The following is a 15,796-nucleotide window of genomic DNA, read 5'->3' as shown; positions in this document are numbered from 1 at the left end:
GCCACGAGAACGGCCGCTCGCGAGGCGCGCGACGCCGCGAATACTGGACGTATCGCCAAGGAGCGCAACGCGGCGAGCGGCCGTTCTCGTGGCAACCCCAAATTAAAAAAATCATGTCACGGGAATGCCCGGAATCGCCCGTATGGCGGCGTTGTTCGTCGCTTGTTTGGCGCGGCCAAACGGCGCTCCTCACTCCTTGCCCTACGAGCGATTTCGGGCATTCGCATGCACGTTCCATATGGAAACAGACCCTAACCTACCCGATTGCCCGCAGGCCTTCGACGACGCGCACGCGCGCCGCCTGCCACGCCGGCACGATCGCGGCCGCGACGCCGACCGCGACCGAGCATGCGGCCTGCAGCACGACCGTCTCGGCCGACACCCTGAACACCGGGAAGATGCTGCCGGCCGCCTGCTTGAACAGGCTCGCGGCGGGCGGCGTCGCGAGGATCCCGAGCCCGCCGCCGGCCACCGCGATCACGACCGATTCGCCGAATACGATCAGCGCGAGAAAGCCGGGGCCGAAGCCGAGCGCCTTCAGCGTCGCGTATTCGGCCGTGCGTTCGCGCGCGCTCATCGCCATCGCGTTGGCCATCACGGCCATGATGATCAGGATCACCACGTACGACACCAGGCGGATCGCCGCGATGATCTGGTTCGACATCGCGACGAAGCCGAGCTGGAACGCCTGCTCGGTCTCGGTCAGCGTCTCGGCGAGCGAGTTCTTGAAAACGGCGTCGACGTTGCGCGCGATCGCCGCGCCGTCGTCGGGATTCGCGACGCCGAGCACGAATACGCCGACCTGGTCGGCCTGCTTCGGCGTGCGCTGCCGCACCGTCTCGTTCAGGTAGTCCCAGTGGAACACCAACTGGCGCGTGATCGTCGAATCGTCGCGGCCGTCGAGGATCCCGCGCACGACGAAGTCCCACGTGCCGGGATAGATCGTCCCCTTCAGCGGGATCACGTCGCCGATCCTGAAGCCGAACTGCGTCGCGAGCTGTCGTCCGACCAGGCAGCCGCGGCGGTCGCGGTTATAGTCGGCGCGCTGCTGCGCCGGAATGATGAATTCCGGATACAGGTCGAGATAGTTCTCCGACACCGCGAAGCTCGCGAAGAAGTTCTTCGGGTCGCGGTAGATGCCGCCGAACCAGTTCGAGCGGACCACGGCCGTCACGCCTTCGATGCCGCGTATCCGGTTCTCGTAGCTGACCGGCAGCGGAAACACGAGCGAGATCGCATTGCGCGTGACGAGCCGTCCGCTGGACGCGGCGGCCGCGCCCGCGTACCACGCGTCGACGACCGTGTGCAGCAGCCCGAACGCCAGCACCGCGATGGTCAGCCCGAGCACGGTCAGCAGCGTGCGCAGCCGGTGCCGCAGCGCGTTGCGCGCGATCAGCTTCAGCACGTACATCGCGTGCGCTCCCGCAGCCGGTCAGCCGGCGTACCCATCGATCAGCTCCCCTTTTTCCAGATGCACGAGCGACCGCGCGGCGCCGGCCGCGTGCGCGTCGTGGGTCACCATAATGATCGTCTTGCCGAGCTCGGCGTTCATCCGCTGCAGCATCGCGAGCACGTCGGTGGCCGACACGCGGTCGAGGTCGCCGGTCGGCTCGTCGGCGACGATCAGCACGGGATCGGTGATCAGCGCACGCGCGATCGCGACGCGCTGCTGCTGGCCGCCCGACAGTTCGGACGGGTAATGGGTCATCCGGTCGCCGAGGTTCACCATGTCGAGCACGAGCTCGACGCGCTCGCGCCGCTCGCGGCGCGACAGGTGCGTGAGCATCAGCGGCAGCTCGACGTTCTCGAACGCGGTGAGCACGGGCATCAGGTTGTAGAACTGGAAGATGAAGCCGACGTTCGCCGCGCGCCATTCGGCCAGCTGCGCCTCCGCGAGCTGCGAGATGTCGAGGCCGCCCACGCGCAGCTCGCCGCTGTCTGGCCGGTCGATGCCGGCCACCAGGTTCAGCAGCGTGCTCTTGCCGGAACCCGACGGCCCCATCAGCGCGACGAAGTCGCCTTCGCCGATATCGAGCGTGATGTCGGTCAGCACGGGCACGATCTGGCTGCCGCGCCGGTACGACTTCGCGACGTGGCTGATCTCGACGAGGGGCGGCGGCGCGTCGTTCACGCTGGCGCTACTTCTTCGCGACGGCCACTTTCGCGCCGTCCTTCAGCTTCGCGCCCGGCGCGAGCACGACCGTATCGCCGGGTTTCACGCCGCGGATCGCGACGAGCTCGCCGATTCGCATGCCGGTGGTCACGGCCGCTGCGCGCACGGTGTCGTCCTGCACGACGAACACGACCGGCCGGCCGTCGCGCTCGACGACCGCGCTCGCCTGCACGGCCGTCACGGGCTGCCGGTCCGGCGCCGACACGGGCTTCGACAGGAACGCGATCTTCGCGCTCATGTCGGGCAGCACGCGGTCGTCGCGGTCGACGAAGCGCACCTTCACGAGCACGGTGGCCTTCGAGCGGTCGACGGTCGGTACGATGCGCGACACGCGGCCCGCGAAGCGCAGGTCGGGCAGCGCGTCGAGCTGGATCTCGCACGGCTGCTCGGCGCGGATCTTCGCGATGTTCGATTCGGCGACGTCGGCCTCGACTTCGAGCGTGTCCATGTCGGCGATCGTCACGACCGCACCCTTGCTGTCCGACGCGGACGAGAACGGCGTGATGTTGTCGCCGACGTTCGCATGCTTCGCGAGCACGATGCCGTCGAACGGCGCGCGGATCACCGTCTGGTCGACCGCGACCTGCGCGGCCTGCGCATTGGCGTCGGCGGACGCGATCGCGGCTTCGCCGCTGCTGAGCGACGCGCGCGCCTTGTTCACGCGGGCCGTGTCGATGTCGAGCTGCGCGGCCGGCACGGCGCCCTTCGGCGCGAGCGCCGCGGTGCGGCGCAACGCGATTGCGGCGTCCTTCAGCTCGGCCTGCTGCACGCCGAGGTTCGCGCGGGCGACCTTCGCCTGCGCGAGCGCCTGTGCCAGCGACGCCTCGACGTCGCGGCTTTCGAGGCGCGCGATGATCTCGTCCTTCTTCACGCGCGTGCCCTCGAGCACGCCGAGCCATTCGACGCGCCCCTGGCCCTTCGACGCGACCGCGGCCTTGCGCTGCGGCACGACGTAGCCAGTCGCATTGAGTTGCGTGTCGTTCTGGTACGGGTAGGCGGACGTGACGGACGTGGTTTCGACCGTCGGCCGGCCGGTGAGCGCGACGCCGGCGACGATCGCGACGATGACGAGCGCGGCGGCGACCGCATAGCGGACCCACCGGCGCCGCCGTGGCACCGGCGCGATCGGACGCCGGTCGATTTTCAGTTTGTCCAGATTGTGATCGGGCAATTTGAGCGCCTCGCGACGGCGGCGGTCTGGCGACCGGCCGCGATCCGGTTTCCGGGGAAAGGGACGGATGGACGCCCAGTATAGCGTCGCAGGGCAGCGCGCGAGAGCCGGTTTGCCGGGCCGCCGCGGCCGCCGGCGGACGGGCCGCGCGATGCCGGATATGCATGCCGGGGCGGCCGGAAACCGGCGTCGTCGGGGAAAACCCGAGAGGCGCAAGCCGCGTGTCAACTTGCCGCGAAGGCGGCGCGTTATGGAGCCAGTACGTCAGTCTTTGTCGCGGCGAAACGGCGCAAGCCGGCCGCCCGGCGGCGACCGGAAACTCCGGCGCGACTGGCGTTCCGATGCGAATGCCTCGCATCTCTTACCGGTACGTTTGACTTTTTCTCCGCTAAAGGAAGAACAATGAAGAAGACGCTCGCTTCGATCATGACCGCAGCATTCGCACTCGCATCGGTTTCGGCATTCGCACAGGAGACGGCATCGGCGCCGGTGGGCGACGCGATGGCTCCGGCTTCGGCACCGATGAAGAAGGATCACAGCAAGCCGAAACACCAGCTGAAGAGCCACGGTTCGGCGAAGGGCAAGGCAAAGGCCGCTGCCGCTTCGGCTGCTGGCACGAACGACAAGGGCACGCAGAACTAAGCGATTCGCCCGGGGCCGGTGCTGCCGGCCACCCGTCGAAAAACCCCGCATGCTTCGGCATGCGGGGTTTTGTTTTTTCAGGCGTCGCCGGGGCTGGCCGGCGGCGCCGGCGCGCGCATCTCGTCGACCACCGAACGCATGCGCCGCCAGTGCGAGCCTTCCCAGAACACGCGCCGGCAGACGTCGCACGCGGCAAAGCGCCGGTGCCGCTGCCGGACCCCGTCCGGCACGCGCGGCGCGGCGGCCTCCGCGTCGAGCGGATGCAGCGGCGCATTGCAGCGCAGGCACAGCCGGAACGGCCGCATGTGCGGCGCGAGATCGAGCCGTTCGAACAGTTCGCGCAACTGGTCGGCCGGCTGCACCGCGTGCAGGTAGCAGCCGCGCGCGACCGCGCGCCGCTTGAGCAGCTCGCGGTCGCGGGTCAGTACGACCCGGCCCTCGCGGCCGGCGAGCGCCGCGAGCTCGTCGTCGCGGTAGTGGTTGTCGTAGCAGGTATCGAAGCCGGCGAGGCGCAGCAGTTGCGCGAGGCCGCCGAGATGTGCGTCGGCGACGAAGCGCCATTGTTCCGGTTGCGGCGCGGTTGCACCGTTGGCCGGCTGCGCGCGTTCCGGAAAGGCTTCGACACGGTCGCCGTCGTCGAGCGGCCGGTCGAGCGCGGCCGGCGCGTCGTTCACGCGGAGCCGGCCGATTTCGGTATGCGGGACGCCAAGCGCCTCGATCGCATGCTTCACCGTCGCATCGCGCGCACACGCGTGCCCGAACGCGCGGTCGCGCTGCGCGTGCGGGAGAAAGGCGTTCAGTTCGCCGTGGAAGCGGAAGGTCGCGGTCGTCATCCGTGCAGTATCGCACCGCGCCCGGCCGGCGGCAGGCGCTGCAGACGGCCGGCATCTGTGTTTAACTCGCGGCTTCACCGAACGAAGGAGCGGGCAATGGATCTCGGGTTTATCGGGCTGGGCGAAATGGGGCAGGCGATCGCGACGAACCTGCTGAAGGCGGGGCACACGGTGCGGGTCTGGAACCGGTCGCGCGAGCGGGCCGAGCCGCTCGCGGCATTCGGCGCGCAGATCGTCGACACGCCGGCCGACGCGTTTCGCGGCGACGCGGTGTTCTCGATGCTCGGCGACGACGCGGCCGCGCGTGCCGTGTTCGACGATGCGCTGCTCGCGCAGGCGCCGCGCGGCCTGATCCACGTGAACATGGCGACGGTGTCGGTCGCGCTCGCCGAATCGCTCGCGCATGCGCACGCGTCGCGCGGCATCGACTACGTCGCCGCGCCGGTGATGGGGCGTCCCGACGTCGCGGCCGCCGCGCGCCTGACGATCATGGCGGGCGGTCCGGCCGAGGCGATCGACCGCGTGCAGCCGTTGTTCGACGCGATCGGCCAGAAGACCTGGCGGTTCGGTTCGCTGCCGCAGCACGCGAACGTCGCGAAGATCGCCGCGAACTTCACGCTTGCGTCGGCGATCGAGACGCTCGGCGAGGCGTCCGCGCTGCTGGGCGCGCATGGCGTCGCGATGCGCGACTTCCTCGACGTGATCACGAGCAGCGTGTTTCCGGGGCCCGTCTACGAAGGCTACGGCTCGATGATCGCCGAACGGCGTTACGAGCCCGCGCGCTTCAAGGCCCGCCTCGGGCTGAAGGACGTCCGGCTCGCGCTGGAGGCCGGCGACGCCACGTCGGTGCCGCTGCCGGTGGCGAGCGTCGTGCGCGACAGCCTGCTCGATGCGCTCGCGCACGGCGGCGGCGAGCAGGATTTCGCGGTGCTCGGCGAAGTCGCGCTGCGCCGCGCGGGCCGCTGACCCCGGGCGAGACAGAAGCGCGGCGCGCACGGCATAATCCGCGTTTCGTCTTTCTACCTTCTTTCACGCAGAGGCGGGCATGAACTTGCATACGTGGTGGCTTTTCGTGGCGACGGTGTTCGTCGTGTCGGCGATTCCGGGCCCGAACATGCTGCTCGTGATGACGCATGGCGCGCGGCACGGGCTGCGGCGCTCGTCGTCGACGATGGCCGGCTGCCTCACCGCGCTGGTGCTGATGCTGTCGGTGTCGGCGGCGGGTCTCGGCGTGTTTCTTGAAGCGTGGCCGGCGATGTTCAACGCGCTGCGCTTCGCGGGCGCGGCCTACCTGATCTATCTCGGCGTGAAGGCGTGGCGCGCGCGCGTCGGCGACGCGCCGTCGGCCGCCGACGTCGAAACCGTGTCGCGCCAGGCTGCGGCGGCATCGCGCTGGGTGCTGTTCCGCAACGGCTTCCTGGTCGCGGGCAGCAACCCGAAGGCGATCCTGTTCGCGGCCGCGCTGCTGCCGCAGTTCATCAACGCGGCCGAGCCGACGCTGCCGCAGTTCGGCATCCTCGTCGTCACGTTCGCGGTGATCGAGGTGAGCTGGTATCTCGTTTATGCATCGTTCGGCACGCGCATCGGCGCGACGCTGAAGAGCCAGAGTGTCGCGAAGATCTTCAACCGGCTGACGGGCGGGTTGTTCGTCGGCTTCGGCGCGATGATGGCGCTGGTCCGTCACTGATTCCGGACTGACTCAGGCGCGCCGAACGCCCCGCCCCTCGCAAGAGGGCGGGGCGTTCGGCTTTTCGCGTCCGCTCATGCACGCGGGCCAGTCGGCGCCGTCGCGCCGGCCCGGCGCCCGGACGAGAGGCCGAACGCGGCCGCCGCACCGGCGAACGCGAACCCGACGCCGCACACCGCGCTCCATCCGCCCCATGCCCACGCGCTGCCCGCCAGCGCCGCACCGAGCGCGCCGCCGACGAAGAACAGCCCGACGAACAGCCCGTTCAGGCGCCCGCGCGCGGCCGGGTTCAGCAGGTTGATCTCGCGGCGGCCGATCGTCTGGTCGACGATGACCCCCGCGTCGAGTAGCGCCGCGCCGCCGGCAAGCAGCGCCAGGCCGAGGCCGCGATGCGCGTGCGCGTCGAAGCCGAACCAGCCGGCACCCGCAATCCCGAGCACGACGAGCGCCGCGAGCATCGTGCCGTGCGCGATCCGCTGCGCGGCCGGGCCATGGCCGTGGTCGCCGGCGCGGCCGGCGAGCGGCGTGACGATCGCACCGCTGGCGCCGGCGAACGCGAACAGCGCGATGCCGTGCAGGTCGAGGCCGAACGGCGGCTGCGCGAGCCGCAGCCCGACGGCGGTCCAGAACGCGCTGAACGCGGCCATCGCGAGCGCGGCTGACAGCGCATGCCGGCGCAGTACCGGTTCGTCGGCGAGCAGGCGCCCCATCGACGCGAGCAGCGCGCGGTAGCCGGCCGTGGTCGATGGCGTGCGCGACGGCAGGCGCAGCGCGAGCACGACGGCGATCGCCGCGTTCGCGAGCGCGGCCAACGCGTAGAACGCGCGCCAGCCGGCCGAGCCCGCGATCAGGCTCGCGAGCGGCCGCGACAGCAGGATGCCGAGCATCAGCCCGCTCATCACGTTGCCGACCGCGCGGCCGCGCTGCGCTTCGGGCGCCATCGACGCGGCCATTGGCACCAGCATCTGGATCACGCTCGACGCGGCGCCGGCTGCGAGCGTCGCCAGCAGGAACACGGCGCCCGACCGCGTGAATGCGGGCAGCGCGAGCGCAGCCGCGCAGGCGACGAGCGTCGCGACGATCAGGCGGCGGTTCTCGAGCAGGTCGACCAGCGGCACGAGCAACACCAGCCCGGCCGCGTAGCCGAGCTGCGGCAGCATCGCGACGAGGCCGGCGAGGCCCGCCGGCAGGTGCAGGTCGGCGCTGATCGGGCCGGTCAGCGGTTGCGCGGCGAACAGGTTCATCACGATCACGCCGACCGTCGCGGCGAAGAACAGCGTCATGCCCGCGCTCAGCGCGGGCGGCGCGTCGGCGGGCGTGCGAACGGCGGCGGGACAGGAGTCGGCAGGGCAGTTCATCGGAAGCCTGGGGGGGCGGGTCGAGGGAATTCCCATCGTAGGCGGCCGATGTTTATGCGACAATTGAAATATGTCTAACATGATTATGCGAGTTTGTTTTGAATACGCGTGATCTCCTGGCGTTCGTCGCGGTGGTTGACAGCGGGTCGATGGTCGCCGCGGCCGCAAAGCTCCACCTGACGCAGCCGGGCCTGACGCGGCGTGTGCAAAACCTCGAAACGCTGCTCGGCATGCCGCTGCTCGAACGGCAGAGCAAGCCGCTGAAGCCGACCGCCACCGGGCGCGACGTCTATGCGCTCGCGCGCAACGTGCTGGGCGCGGTCGATGAACTGATGGCGGCGGGCGCGCCGGACAGCGAGCCGTCGGGCGAGCTGCGCATCGGCGTCCCGCCGTTCCTGTCCGAACTGGCGCTCGAGCGGCCGATCGACCGGCTGCGCGATGCGTTCCCGCGCCTGACGCTGCGCGTGACGGCCGGCTGGTCGCCGGCGCTGATGCAGGGCATCGAGCGCGGCACGCTCGACGTCGCGGCCGTGATGGTGCCGGCGAGCGCGGCGCTGCCCGACGCGTTCACCGCGACGCTGCTCGCCACGCAGCCGACGGTGCTCGTCGCCGCGCGCGACTTTCCGCTGCCGGACGGTCCGCTGTCGCTCGACACGCTGTCGGGTTTTCCATGGGTGCTGAGCCAGGACGGCTGCGGGATGCGCTCGGCGCTGAGCCGCGCACTCGGCGCGGCCGGGCTGCCGTTCGACGTCGCGGTCGAGGCGTTCGGCTCGGAGCTGCAGCTGTCGCTCGTCGCGCGCGGCGCCGGCATCGGGATCGCGGCGCCGAACGCGCTGGCGCGCAGCGCGCATCGCGATGCGCTGAGGGTGGTGGAAACGGCGGGGCTGGAGACGCGGATCAACGTATGGATCGTGCACGGCGCGCTGCCGGGCCGCCTGGTGCGGCCCGTCGCGCTGCTGCGCGATGCGCTGGCCGAAGTGCTGGAAGGGGAGACCGGGAAGGGGTCAGAAGCAAACGAAGCGAGTTAGAGCGGGTGTTCGAGGGAAAATCCTTATTTTCTCTACGGAAATGTTGCGTTGCGGAAATTGATTCGCTATAGTGGCACCTGTCTCCTCCATGTCTCCTCTGATATGGATTCAGCCCGCCTCTTAGGCGGGCTTTTTTTTGCCTGCGATTTTGCCGCGGCGTTCCATTCGTCGTCCGTCGCCGGGCTCAGAACTTGTACGTCATCCCGACGTAGCTGATGATCGGGTCGGCCTTCAGGTCCGATTTCGATTCGGCGAGCACCGAACCGTCGGCCGCCTTGATCGTCACCGTCGACGTCGTCTTCAGTGGGATGTACGTCACCGACGCGATCAGCCCGAAATGCTCGGTCATGTTGTACTGCAGGCCCGCGTTGAACACCGGCTGCCATGACGACGACGCCTTCGCCTCCACCGATGTCGTACCCGGCTTGCCCGCGCCCGCCGCGAGAATCGCGCCGAGGTTGTCCTGCGTCTGCTTGATGAAGTTCGTGTTGAGCTGCAGGTCGCTGAACCAGTTGTACGACACGCCGAGGCCGAGGAACGGCCGGAACTTCGCGGTCGCCTGCCCGAAGTAGTACTGTAGCAGCACGGCCGGGCTCCACTGCCGCACGCTCTTCACGATCGGGTTGACTGACGCCAGCCCGATGTTCTGCGTGCCGAGCGCGCCGGCAGGGCCGGGCGGCTTGATCGTGCCCTGGCCCGACACCTTGAACACCGGCGGTACGCCGGCCACCGACGTGACCGCGATATGGTCGGTCAGGAAGTGGCTGATCGTCAGGCCGACGGTGTCGGCGCCGCTCGTGCGCAACCCGGTGCCCGGCGACGTGAACGACGGCGGCAGCCGCAGCGGCGTGTTGATCGGCGTCGGCGCGACGTTGGTCGTCATCGGCGTGCTGCTCTGCTGCGGCATCACGTGGAACCAGCCCAGCGTGACGACGTTGCTGCCGGCGCTCTGCGCGTGCGCCGCGAGCGGCGCCAGTGCGGCGGCGCCGGCCGCCGCGCAGAGAAGGGTTTTCTTCATCACGGCTTCCCCCGCTTACTGGACGAACGCGCCGATCGTGAAATACGGCGTCGATCCCGCGTTATCGAGGAAACCGAACACGCCACCCGAGAAGATGAACTTGCCGGTCGGCGACGTGCTGCCCGAACCCGTGTGGGTCGTCGTGACCGTGCCCGGCACCTTCTGCGTGTAGTCGAGGTCGAGCACTCTCGTGAGCGACGCCTGGGACGGCTGGAACGGATCGAGCAGCGTTGCCTGGGTGTTGATCAGCGCGGTGGTCCGGTAGTTGAACTCGCTGTCGACGCCGATGTACTCGCCGTTCTGCGAGCCGGCCGCGACCGTCGTCTGCGGCGCGAGGATCGAGATGCTCGATTCGTCGTCGGCGGTGAGGCCCGGCACGCCGTTGCTGTCCGGCGTCGGGTTCGGGTTCGCGACGCCCGTGCGCACGAGAATCGGCACGAGCTGGTTGCGCAGCTTGCCGACGATCATGAAGCCCTTGCCCTGCGGCGTCGCCGACAGCGTCGGCTTCAACTGGCTGCTGTAGTTGTTCGACTGGAACGCGCCGCTACCGTCCGCGGACTGCACGAAGTTCGTGCCCTGCTGCATGCACGCGCCGCCGGCGAACTGGCCGGTCGTGTCGCACTTGGTCCACGAGCCGTCCGCGTTGATCGTCACCTTCGCGTCGATCGACGCGGGCGCGAAGTTCTGCGACGGCACTTCGCCGAAGCCGACATGGCTGTACGTGCCCGCGACTTTCGCGATGTCGGTCTCGATCGACGAGAAGCCGATGAACGGGTAGTACGGGAATTTCGTGTCGGGCACCGCGGCCTGGCCGAGCACGCCGCCGAACTGGATTTCCTTGCCGGGAATCGTGCCGCCGGCGACGCCGAAGCCGACGAAGATCCGTGCCGGGCGCGTCGAGTCGAGGCTCGCGCCGTTCAGGCGGAACGCGCACTGGTTCAGCTTGTTGGTCGGCAGCAGCGTTTCCTGTGTGAGCGTGCCGCTGTCGACGGTGCCCGCGCGGGTCGGCGTGACGGTGCCGGTCGTGCGCGGTACCGCCGATTCGACATACGTGACCTGCCAGGTCATCTTGGTCGTGTCGAGCTGGACCTTGGCGAGTTCGCCGCTGCCCGCGCCGCCGGTAAACACGGTGCTGTAGTCGAGCGACGCGGGACAGAGCCGGTCTTCGACGAGCGGGGGCGGGTTGTCGCTGCCGCCGCCGCAGGCGGAAAGAAGGGGGGCGGCAAAGGCCGCCGCCAGAATGAGGTTGCGCTTCATGTTGCTCCTCCAGATTTGTCTTGTGTGGCGGCCAGCTCCCTGTCGGCCGCTTCTGTTGCTTGTGCTCGTCCTGCGTGCGCGGTGCCGCGCGCTTCGTCCGTCGCGCGGCGGCGGGTGTGCCGCCGCCGCGTCCTCGATCGCTACTTGCTGATCTGCGCGCCCACGCCGAAGTACGGTGTCGACGAAGTCGTCGAGTTCGCCGACGTCGACGTGACGCCGCCGTTCACCGTGCCCTGCACGAGTGCCGCGTACAGCCCGCCCGTCGCGATCACCACGCCCGATGCGGACGGGTAGGTCGCGCCGCTTGGCGGCGTCGTCTTCGCGTTCAGCAGGCCCGGTGTCGCCTGGCCGTAGTCGAGCGTGAAGCCGTCTTCCTCGGCCTGCGTGGTCGGGTTGATGAACGATGCGTTGCTGCCGCGGATCAGGGCGGCCGTGTACTTGAAGTTCGAATCCGCGCCCGCGTAGCCGCCGTCGATCGAGCCCGACGTGATCGCCGTCGCCGCGCCGAGCACCGCGATGCCCGATTCGTCGTCGACCTGCGCGTCGGTGTGCAGCGGCGGCGTGCCGAGCTTCACGTTGCCCGTGCGCACGATCACCGGCACCGTCGCGCCGTTGAGCTGGCCGATCACCATGTGCGCGGTCGCCGATTTGCCGGTCGCGCCGACGATCGGCAGTTGCGTTTGCGGCAGCGTCTGCGGTGCCTTCGTGCTGTCGAAGTAGCCGCCGTTCGCGCTCGCCTTCCACGGATCGCCGGTCGTCTGGCAGCCGCCCGAACCCGTCGACGTGCACGCGCCGTTCGCATCGAACGTCTCGCTCGAGTTCGATCCCTTCGTCGCGTAGTTGCCCGATGGCACGAGGTGGTAGATCAGCGCGTTGTACGTGCCCGGCAGCTTCGACAGGTCGGTCGTCGTGTTCGCGAAGCCGAGGAACGGATAGAAATCGAAGTGGCGGTTCGGCACCTGGCCGACGTTCTGCACGATGCCCGGGATGATCGTCAGCCCGTCGTACTGGATCGTCGCGCCCGGAATACCGCCGCCCGCGACGCCCATGCCGACGAGCAGCATCGGCGGGTTCGCCTGGTTGAAGTCGGCGGCCGTCGAATAGGTCGAGCCGTCCGGCGCGGGGCCCGTGCCCGGCGTGAGAACGAACGCGCAGCGCGTCTGCTCGGCGGTCGGCAGCGCGCCGGTCGGCGGGTGGATGACCTTGCCGGTGATCGTCGTGCCGACGCGGCTGGGCGTGACGGTGCCCGTCTTCAGCGGAATCGGCGATTCGAGCCACTTGAGCGTGTACGTCATCGCGACCGCGTCGATGTTGACGCTGACGATCTCGCCGCTACCGGCACCGCCGAGATACGTGCTCTTCACGATGTCGGCGTTGGCCGGACACAGCGAACCGTTGACGGGTTGTGACGGCGGCGGCCCTTGCGTGCCGCAGCTCGATCCGGAACATTGGGGCGCATTGATCGGCGCGAGCGCGCCGCCGGAATCCCCCCCACCACATGCAACCAGGAAAGGGGCAATGGCAAAGGCCGTTGCCACCCCCTTCGATAAGGCGTGCGACATGCCGCTGTCTCCAATCGTTTAATTGTGCGAGCTAATGTCGCCGCCTTGATTTTTGCTGTCAATTGATGAACCCGTCTAAAAAAGGCGATTGAAACGGATGTCGTGTTTTAAATCCTTGTCTGACACGGCATTCAGTAAGAATTAAAACGTGCGAGGGGCTGGCAAAAGCTGCCGGAGTGGGGGATGTGCCACGCGCGGAAGGCTGTCGAAGAACCTTCCCGCGCACAACGGCAGTGTTTAAAGCGGCGGTATCCGGTTTATCCCTATTCGGGATTGACTGGAGAAAGAAGGGGGGAGTTAATTCGCTGGTAATCGCGCAATGGAAAGCTTGTAAATATTTGTAAATGCGCGAACAGGATTTTATTTATTGCCTGATATGGGTAAATAAAAAGCCGGCCAGAGGCCGGCTTTGCATCGCACGAGAGGATGATCAGCGCGTGAGGCCTGCGTCCTCGGCTGCGCCGATGGCGAGGTTCATGCACTGGATCGCGGCGCCCGACGCTCCCTTGCCGAGGTTGTCGAGGCGCGCGACCGTGACGAAGCGCTCTTCGTTGCCGAACACGAACAGGTCGACACGGTTCGTGTCGTTGTTCGCCTGCACGTCGAAGAAGCCGCCATCGAGGTTCGCGTCCGCGTTGAACGGCGCGACGCGCACGAATGCTTCGTCCGCGTAGTATTCGGCGAACACGCGTTGCACGTCTTGCGGCGTCGCACGCTTCGCGAGCTGTTCGGGCGTGAAGTAGGTCGTCACTGCGAGACCCTTCAGGAACGGGCCGACGATCGGCGTGAAGATCGGCGGGTTCGCGAGGCCCGTGTGCGCGGCCATTTCCGGCAGGTGCTTGTGCGTGAGGCCGAGTGCGTACGGGCGCGGGCTCGCGAGCTTGCCGCCCGGCGCCGCGTTCTCGTAGTCGGCGATCATCGACTTGCCGCCGCCGCTGTAGCCGGTGATCGAGTAGCTGTGCGCGGCGAACGTCGGCGCGACGATGCCCGCATCGACGAGCGGACGCATCGCGAGCACGAAGGCCGATGCGTGGCAGCCCGGCACCGCGATACGCTTCGACGTGCGAATCTTCTCGCGCTGCGCGCGGGTCAGTTCGGGCAGGCCGTAGGCCCAGTCGGCGCTCGTGCGGAACGCGGTGCTCGCGTCGATCAGCGTCGTGTTCGGGTTCTCGACGAGCGAGGCCGATTCGCGCGACGCGACGTCCGGCAGGCACAGGAACGTGACGTCCGACGCGTTGATCAGGCGGCGGCGCTCGTCGACGTCCTTGCGCTTCGCTTCATCGATGCGCAGGATCTCGATGTCGTTGCGCGCCGACAGGTATTCGAAGATCTTGAGGCCGGTCGTGCCTTCCTGGCCGTCGACAAAAACTTTGGTGCTCATTTCGCTCTCACTGAATGAAACGGGGGCCCGCGCCCGGAGATCGCCATTTTAAGACGTCATCCGGCGCGCCTGCACCGCGCGGGGCGAAAAAAAGACGGCCGGCGGGCCGTCTTGTGTCCCTTTGACGCCCGCCGGCGCGGGCGCCCGGGGCCGGCTCAGCGGCTGCCGGCAACCCAGCGGGCCGTCGCTTCGGCGACGCGCTGGCCAAATGCCTTCCCGGTCTCGAGGTCGCCCGGCAGCGGGCCCTCGTCGGGCGTCGCATCCGCCGGCGACTGCGCGAGCAGGCCCGTGGAGCCGCCGAGGTAGTTGATGTCGTTGCGCGTGGCCGCCTTTGAGTTGGCCGGCATCAGGCTCGTGCCGACCCACACCATCCCATGCTGCATCGACAGCGTGACGAAATATTGAATCGTCGAGAACTTGTCGCCGTTCATCGTCGCGGAGTTCGTGAAGCCCGCGGCGATCTTGTCTTTCCACTTCTGCGTGAACCACGCTTTCGACGTCGCGTCGGCAAACTGCTTGAACTGTGCCGACGGGCCGCCCATGTAGGTCGGCGCGCCGAAGACGATCGCGTCGGCCGCGTCGAGGGCGGCCCAGCCCGCGTCGTCGAGGTCGCCGACGGCGATCAGGCGTACGGTCGCGCCGGCGTCCTGCGCGCCCGCGTGAACGGCCTCGGCCAGTTTCTGCGTGTGACCGTAGCCGCTGTGATAGACGATGACGATGTTCGACATGAAGCGTTCTCCGGAAAGGGACGGGAACGGCGGCCGCAGCGGCCTGCCGCGTCACGCGTCGCCGGCGGGCGGCGCGACCGATGCGCGGCGTATGGGGCCGCGACCGGTGACGACGAGTCTAGCAAGCCGAAATGACGGGAAAACGCGCGCATGCGGCGCACTGAAATTCGCGTCGGCCGGCAATCGCGGCGTGGCGTCCGTCACTGCCCGTAGCTAACCGTGAATTGTGCGGTGCCGATCGCGAGCGTGCCGATCTCGTGCTCGAACATCGGCGCGGGGCGGCCCTGCGCGACGCGCAGGTCGCTGCCCTTCAGCGCGTAGACGGTGATCACGTAGCGATGCGGCTTGCCGGGCGGCGGGCACGGGCCGCCGTAGCCGTCGATCCCGAAATCGTTGCGCGCCTCGCTCGCGCCGATGCGCCGCAGGAAGCCGGACGCGCTCGCGTCGGCGGGCAGGCTCGTGACCGTGGCCGGGATGACCGCCACGGCCCAGTGCCACCAGCCGTGCCCGGGCGCGTCGGGATCGAAGATCGTGACCGCGTAGCCGCGCGTGCCGGGCGGCGGGTTGTGCCAGCTGAGTTGCGGCGAGCGGTTCGCGCCCTTGCAGTCGCCGCGATCGAACACGTTCGCGGCGCGGACGCGCCCGCCGGGCGTCAGGTCGTCGCTCGACACGGTGAACGGGCCTTCCGCATGAACGGGCAGCGTCGCGAAGACGGCGGTGTAAACGAGGAGAGCGATGAACGGAGACGGGCGACCCGATGGCGCAGGCGGAGTGATCCGGCGATCCACACGCATATGGCGCTTCTCCCGTCACGTGGGCCGGACCGATGCTCCCGGCGTTGTTGGCGTTGTGCGTTGCCCGCGTAGCTGATGGCGACGATGAATCAAGTCTAGCATTAGGGTTCGATGAGCGATGCACACCGCGACCCGCGGTCGCGACCGGTTCTTGCGCGGGGGAC

General features: G+C 68.6%; 15 protein-coding genes. 4 read left to right on the top strand and 11 right to left on the bottom strand.

Features of this window, described 5'->3' with window-relative positions; translation table 11 throughout:
* Positions 1-256: 256 nt before the first annotated feature.
* The 3 genes from ACPUER_RS29930 to ACPUER_RS29920 are packed head-to-tail and all read right to left on the bottom strand — an operon-like array spanning position 257 to position 3,344.
* On the bottom strand, positions 257-1,411 hold the full coding sequence (locus ACPUER_RS29930) for an ABC transporter permease (RefSeq protein WP_425132867.1): 1,155 nt from the start codon (positions 1,409-1,411) through the stop codon (positions 257-259).
* 21 nt (positions 1,412-1,432) lie between these two features.
* Positions 1,433-2,131: an ABC transporter ATP-binding protein gene (locus ACPUER_RS29925; RefSeq protein ID WP_175964123.1), complete on the bottom strand. Its 699-nt coding sequence runs from the start codon at positions 2,129-2,131 to the stop codon at positions 1,433-1,435.
* 7 nt (positions 2,132-2,138) lie between these two features.
* The gene (locus ACPUER_RS29920; protein ID WP_425132866.1) at positions 2,139-3,344 is read right to left on the bottom strand and encodes an efflux RND transporter periplasmic adaptor subunit; all 1,206 of its coding nucleotides are present in this window, start codon (positions 3,342-3,344) and stop codon (positions 2,139-2,141) included.
* 402 nt (positions 3,345-3,746) lie between these two features.
* On the opposite strand from ACPUER_RS29920, the gene ACPUER_RS29915 reads away from it, so the two are divergent.
* On the top strand, positions 3,747-3,986 hold the full coding sequence (locus tag ACPUER_RS29915) for a hypothetical protein (RefSeq protein WP_425132865.1): 240 nt from the start codon (positions 3,747-3,749) through the stop codon (positions 3,984-3,986).
* Between the two features lie 77 nt (positions 3,987-4,063).
* Here the strand turns inward: ACPUER_RS29915 and ACPUER_RS29910 are convergent, their stop codons facing one another.
* Positions 4,064-4,819, bottom strand: coding sequence for a Mut7-C RNAse domain-containing protein (locus tag ACPUER_RS29910; protein ID WP_425132864.1), 756 nt, complete (start codon positions 4,817-4,819; stop codon positions 4,064-4,066).
* Between ACPUER_RS29910 and ACPUER_RS29905 the strand changes: the two genes are divergently transcribed.
* Both ACPUER_RS29905 and ACPUER_RS29900 read left to right on the top strand, forming a co-directional pair.
* Positions 4,709-5,785 carry an NAD(P)-dependent oxidoreductase gene (locus ACPUER_RS29905; RefSeq protein ID WP_425132863.1) on the top strand — a complete coding sequence of 359 codons (1,077 nt, stop codon included), beginning with the start codon at positions 4,709-4,711 and terminating at the stop codon, positions 5,783-5,785. The genes ACPUER_RS29910 and ACPUER_RS29905 overlap by 111 nt on opposite strands.
* Before the next feature lie 79 nt (positions 5,786-5,864).
* A complete protein-coding gene (locus ACPUER_RS29900) occupies positions 5,865-6,506 on the top strand; it encodes a LysE family translocator (protein ID WP_425132862.1) in 642 nt (213 codons plus the stop codon).
* Positions 6,507-6,580: 74 nt separating this feature from the next.
* Here the strand turns inward: ACPUER_RS29900 and ACPUER_RS29895 are convergent, their stop codons facing one another.
* The gene (locus ACPUER_RS29895; protein ID WP_425132861.1) at positions 6,581-7,864 is read right to left on the bottom strand and encodes an MFS transporter; all 1,284 of its coding nucleotides are present in this window, start codon (positions 7,862-7,864) and stop codon (positions 6,581-6,583) included.
* Positions 7,865-7,962: 98 nt separating this feature from the next.
* On the opposite strand from ACPUER_RS29895, the gene ACPUER_RS29890 reads away from it, so the two are divergent.
* Positions 7,963-8,892 carry a LysR family transcriptional regulator gene (locus ACPUER_RS29890; RefSeq protein WP_425132860.1) on the top strand — a complete coding sequence of 310 codons (930 nt, stop codon included), beginning with the start codon at positions 7,963-7,965 and terminating at the stop codon, positions 8,890-8,892.
* Positions 8,893-9,076: 184 nt separating this feature from the next.
* Here ACPUER_RS29890 and ACPUER_RS29885 read toward each other — a convergent pair whose 3' ends face one another.
* The 6 genes from ACPUER_RS29885 to ACPUER_RS29860 form a co-directional block, all read right to left on the bottom strand.
* The gene (locus tag ACPUER_RS29885) at positions 9,077-9,910 is read right to left on the bottom strand and encodes an OmpW/AlkL family protein (protein WP_034183948.1); all 834 of its coding nucleotides are present in this window, start codon (positions 9,908-9,910) and stop codon (positions 9,077-9,079) included.
* A gap of 15 nt (positions 9,911-9,925) precedes the next feature.
* Positions 9,926-11,167: a DUF2957 domain-containing protein gene (locus ACPUER_RS29880; RefSeq protein ID WP_175964116.1), complete on the bottom strand. Its 1,242-nt coding sequence runs from the start codon at positions 11,165-11,167 to the stop codon at positions 9,926-9,928.
* Between the two features lie 140 nt (positions 11,168-11,307).
* Positions 11,308-12,729, bottom strand: a complete 1,422-nt coding sequence (locus tag ACPUER_RS29875; RefSeq protein WP_175964115.1) for a DUF2957 domain-containing protein — start codon at positions 12,727-12,729, stop codon at positions 11,308-11,310.
* A 430-nt stretch (positions 12,730-13,159) separates the two neighbouring features.
* A complete protein-coding gene (argC, locus tag ACPUER_RS29870) occupies positions 13,160-14,110 on the bottom strand; it encodes an N-acetyl-gamma-glutamyl-phosphate reductase (RefSeq protein ID WP_175964114.1) in 951 nt (316 codons plus the stop codon).
* Between the two features lie 155 nt (positions 14,111-14,265).
* Positions 14,266-14,838, bottom strand: coding sequence for a flavodoxin family protein (locus tag ACPUER_RS29865; RefSeq protein WP_175964113.1), 573 nt, complete (start codon positions 14,836-14,838; stop codon positions 14,266-14,268).
* Between the two features lie 200 nt (positions 14,839-15,038).
* The gene (locus tag ACPUER_RS29860) at positions 15,039-15,632 is read right to left on the bottom strand and encodes a YbhB/YbcL family Raf kinase inhibitor-like protein (RefSeq protein WP_175964112.1); all 594 of its coding nucleotides are present in this window, start codon (positions 15,630-15,632) and stop codon (positions 15,039-15,041) included.
* Between the last annotated feature and the right edge of the window lie 164 nt (positions 15,633-15,796).

The sequence above is a fragment of the Burkholderia sp. DN3021 genome (assembly GCF_049805555.1).
In the GTDB taxonomy this organism is placed as follows: Bacteria; Pseudomonadota; Gammaproteobacteria; order Burkholderiales; family Burkholderiaceae; genus Burkholderia; species Burkholderia pyrrocinia_C.
Note: the sequence above shows the minus strand (reverse complement) of the source record. Positions and strands in the feature narration are given on the sequence as shown.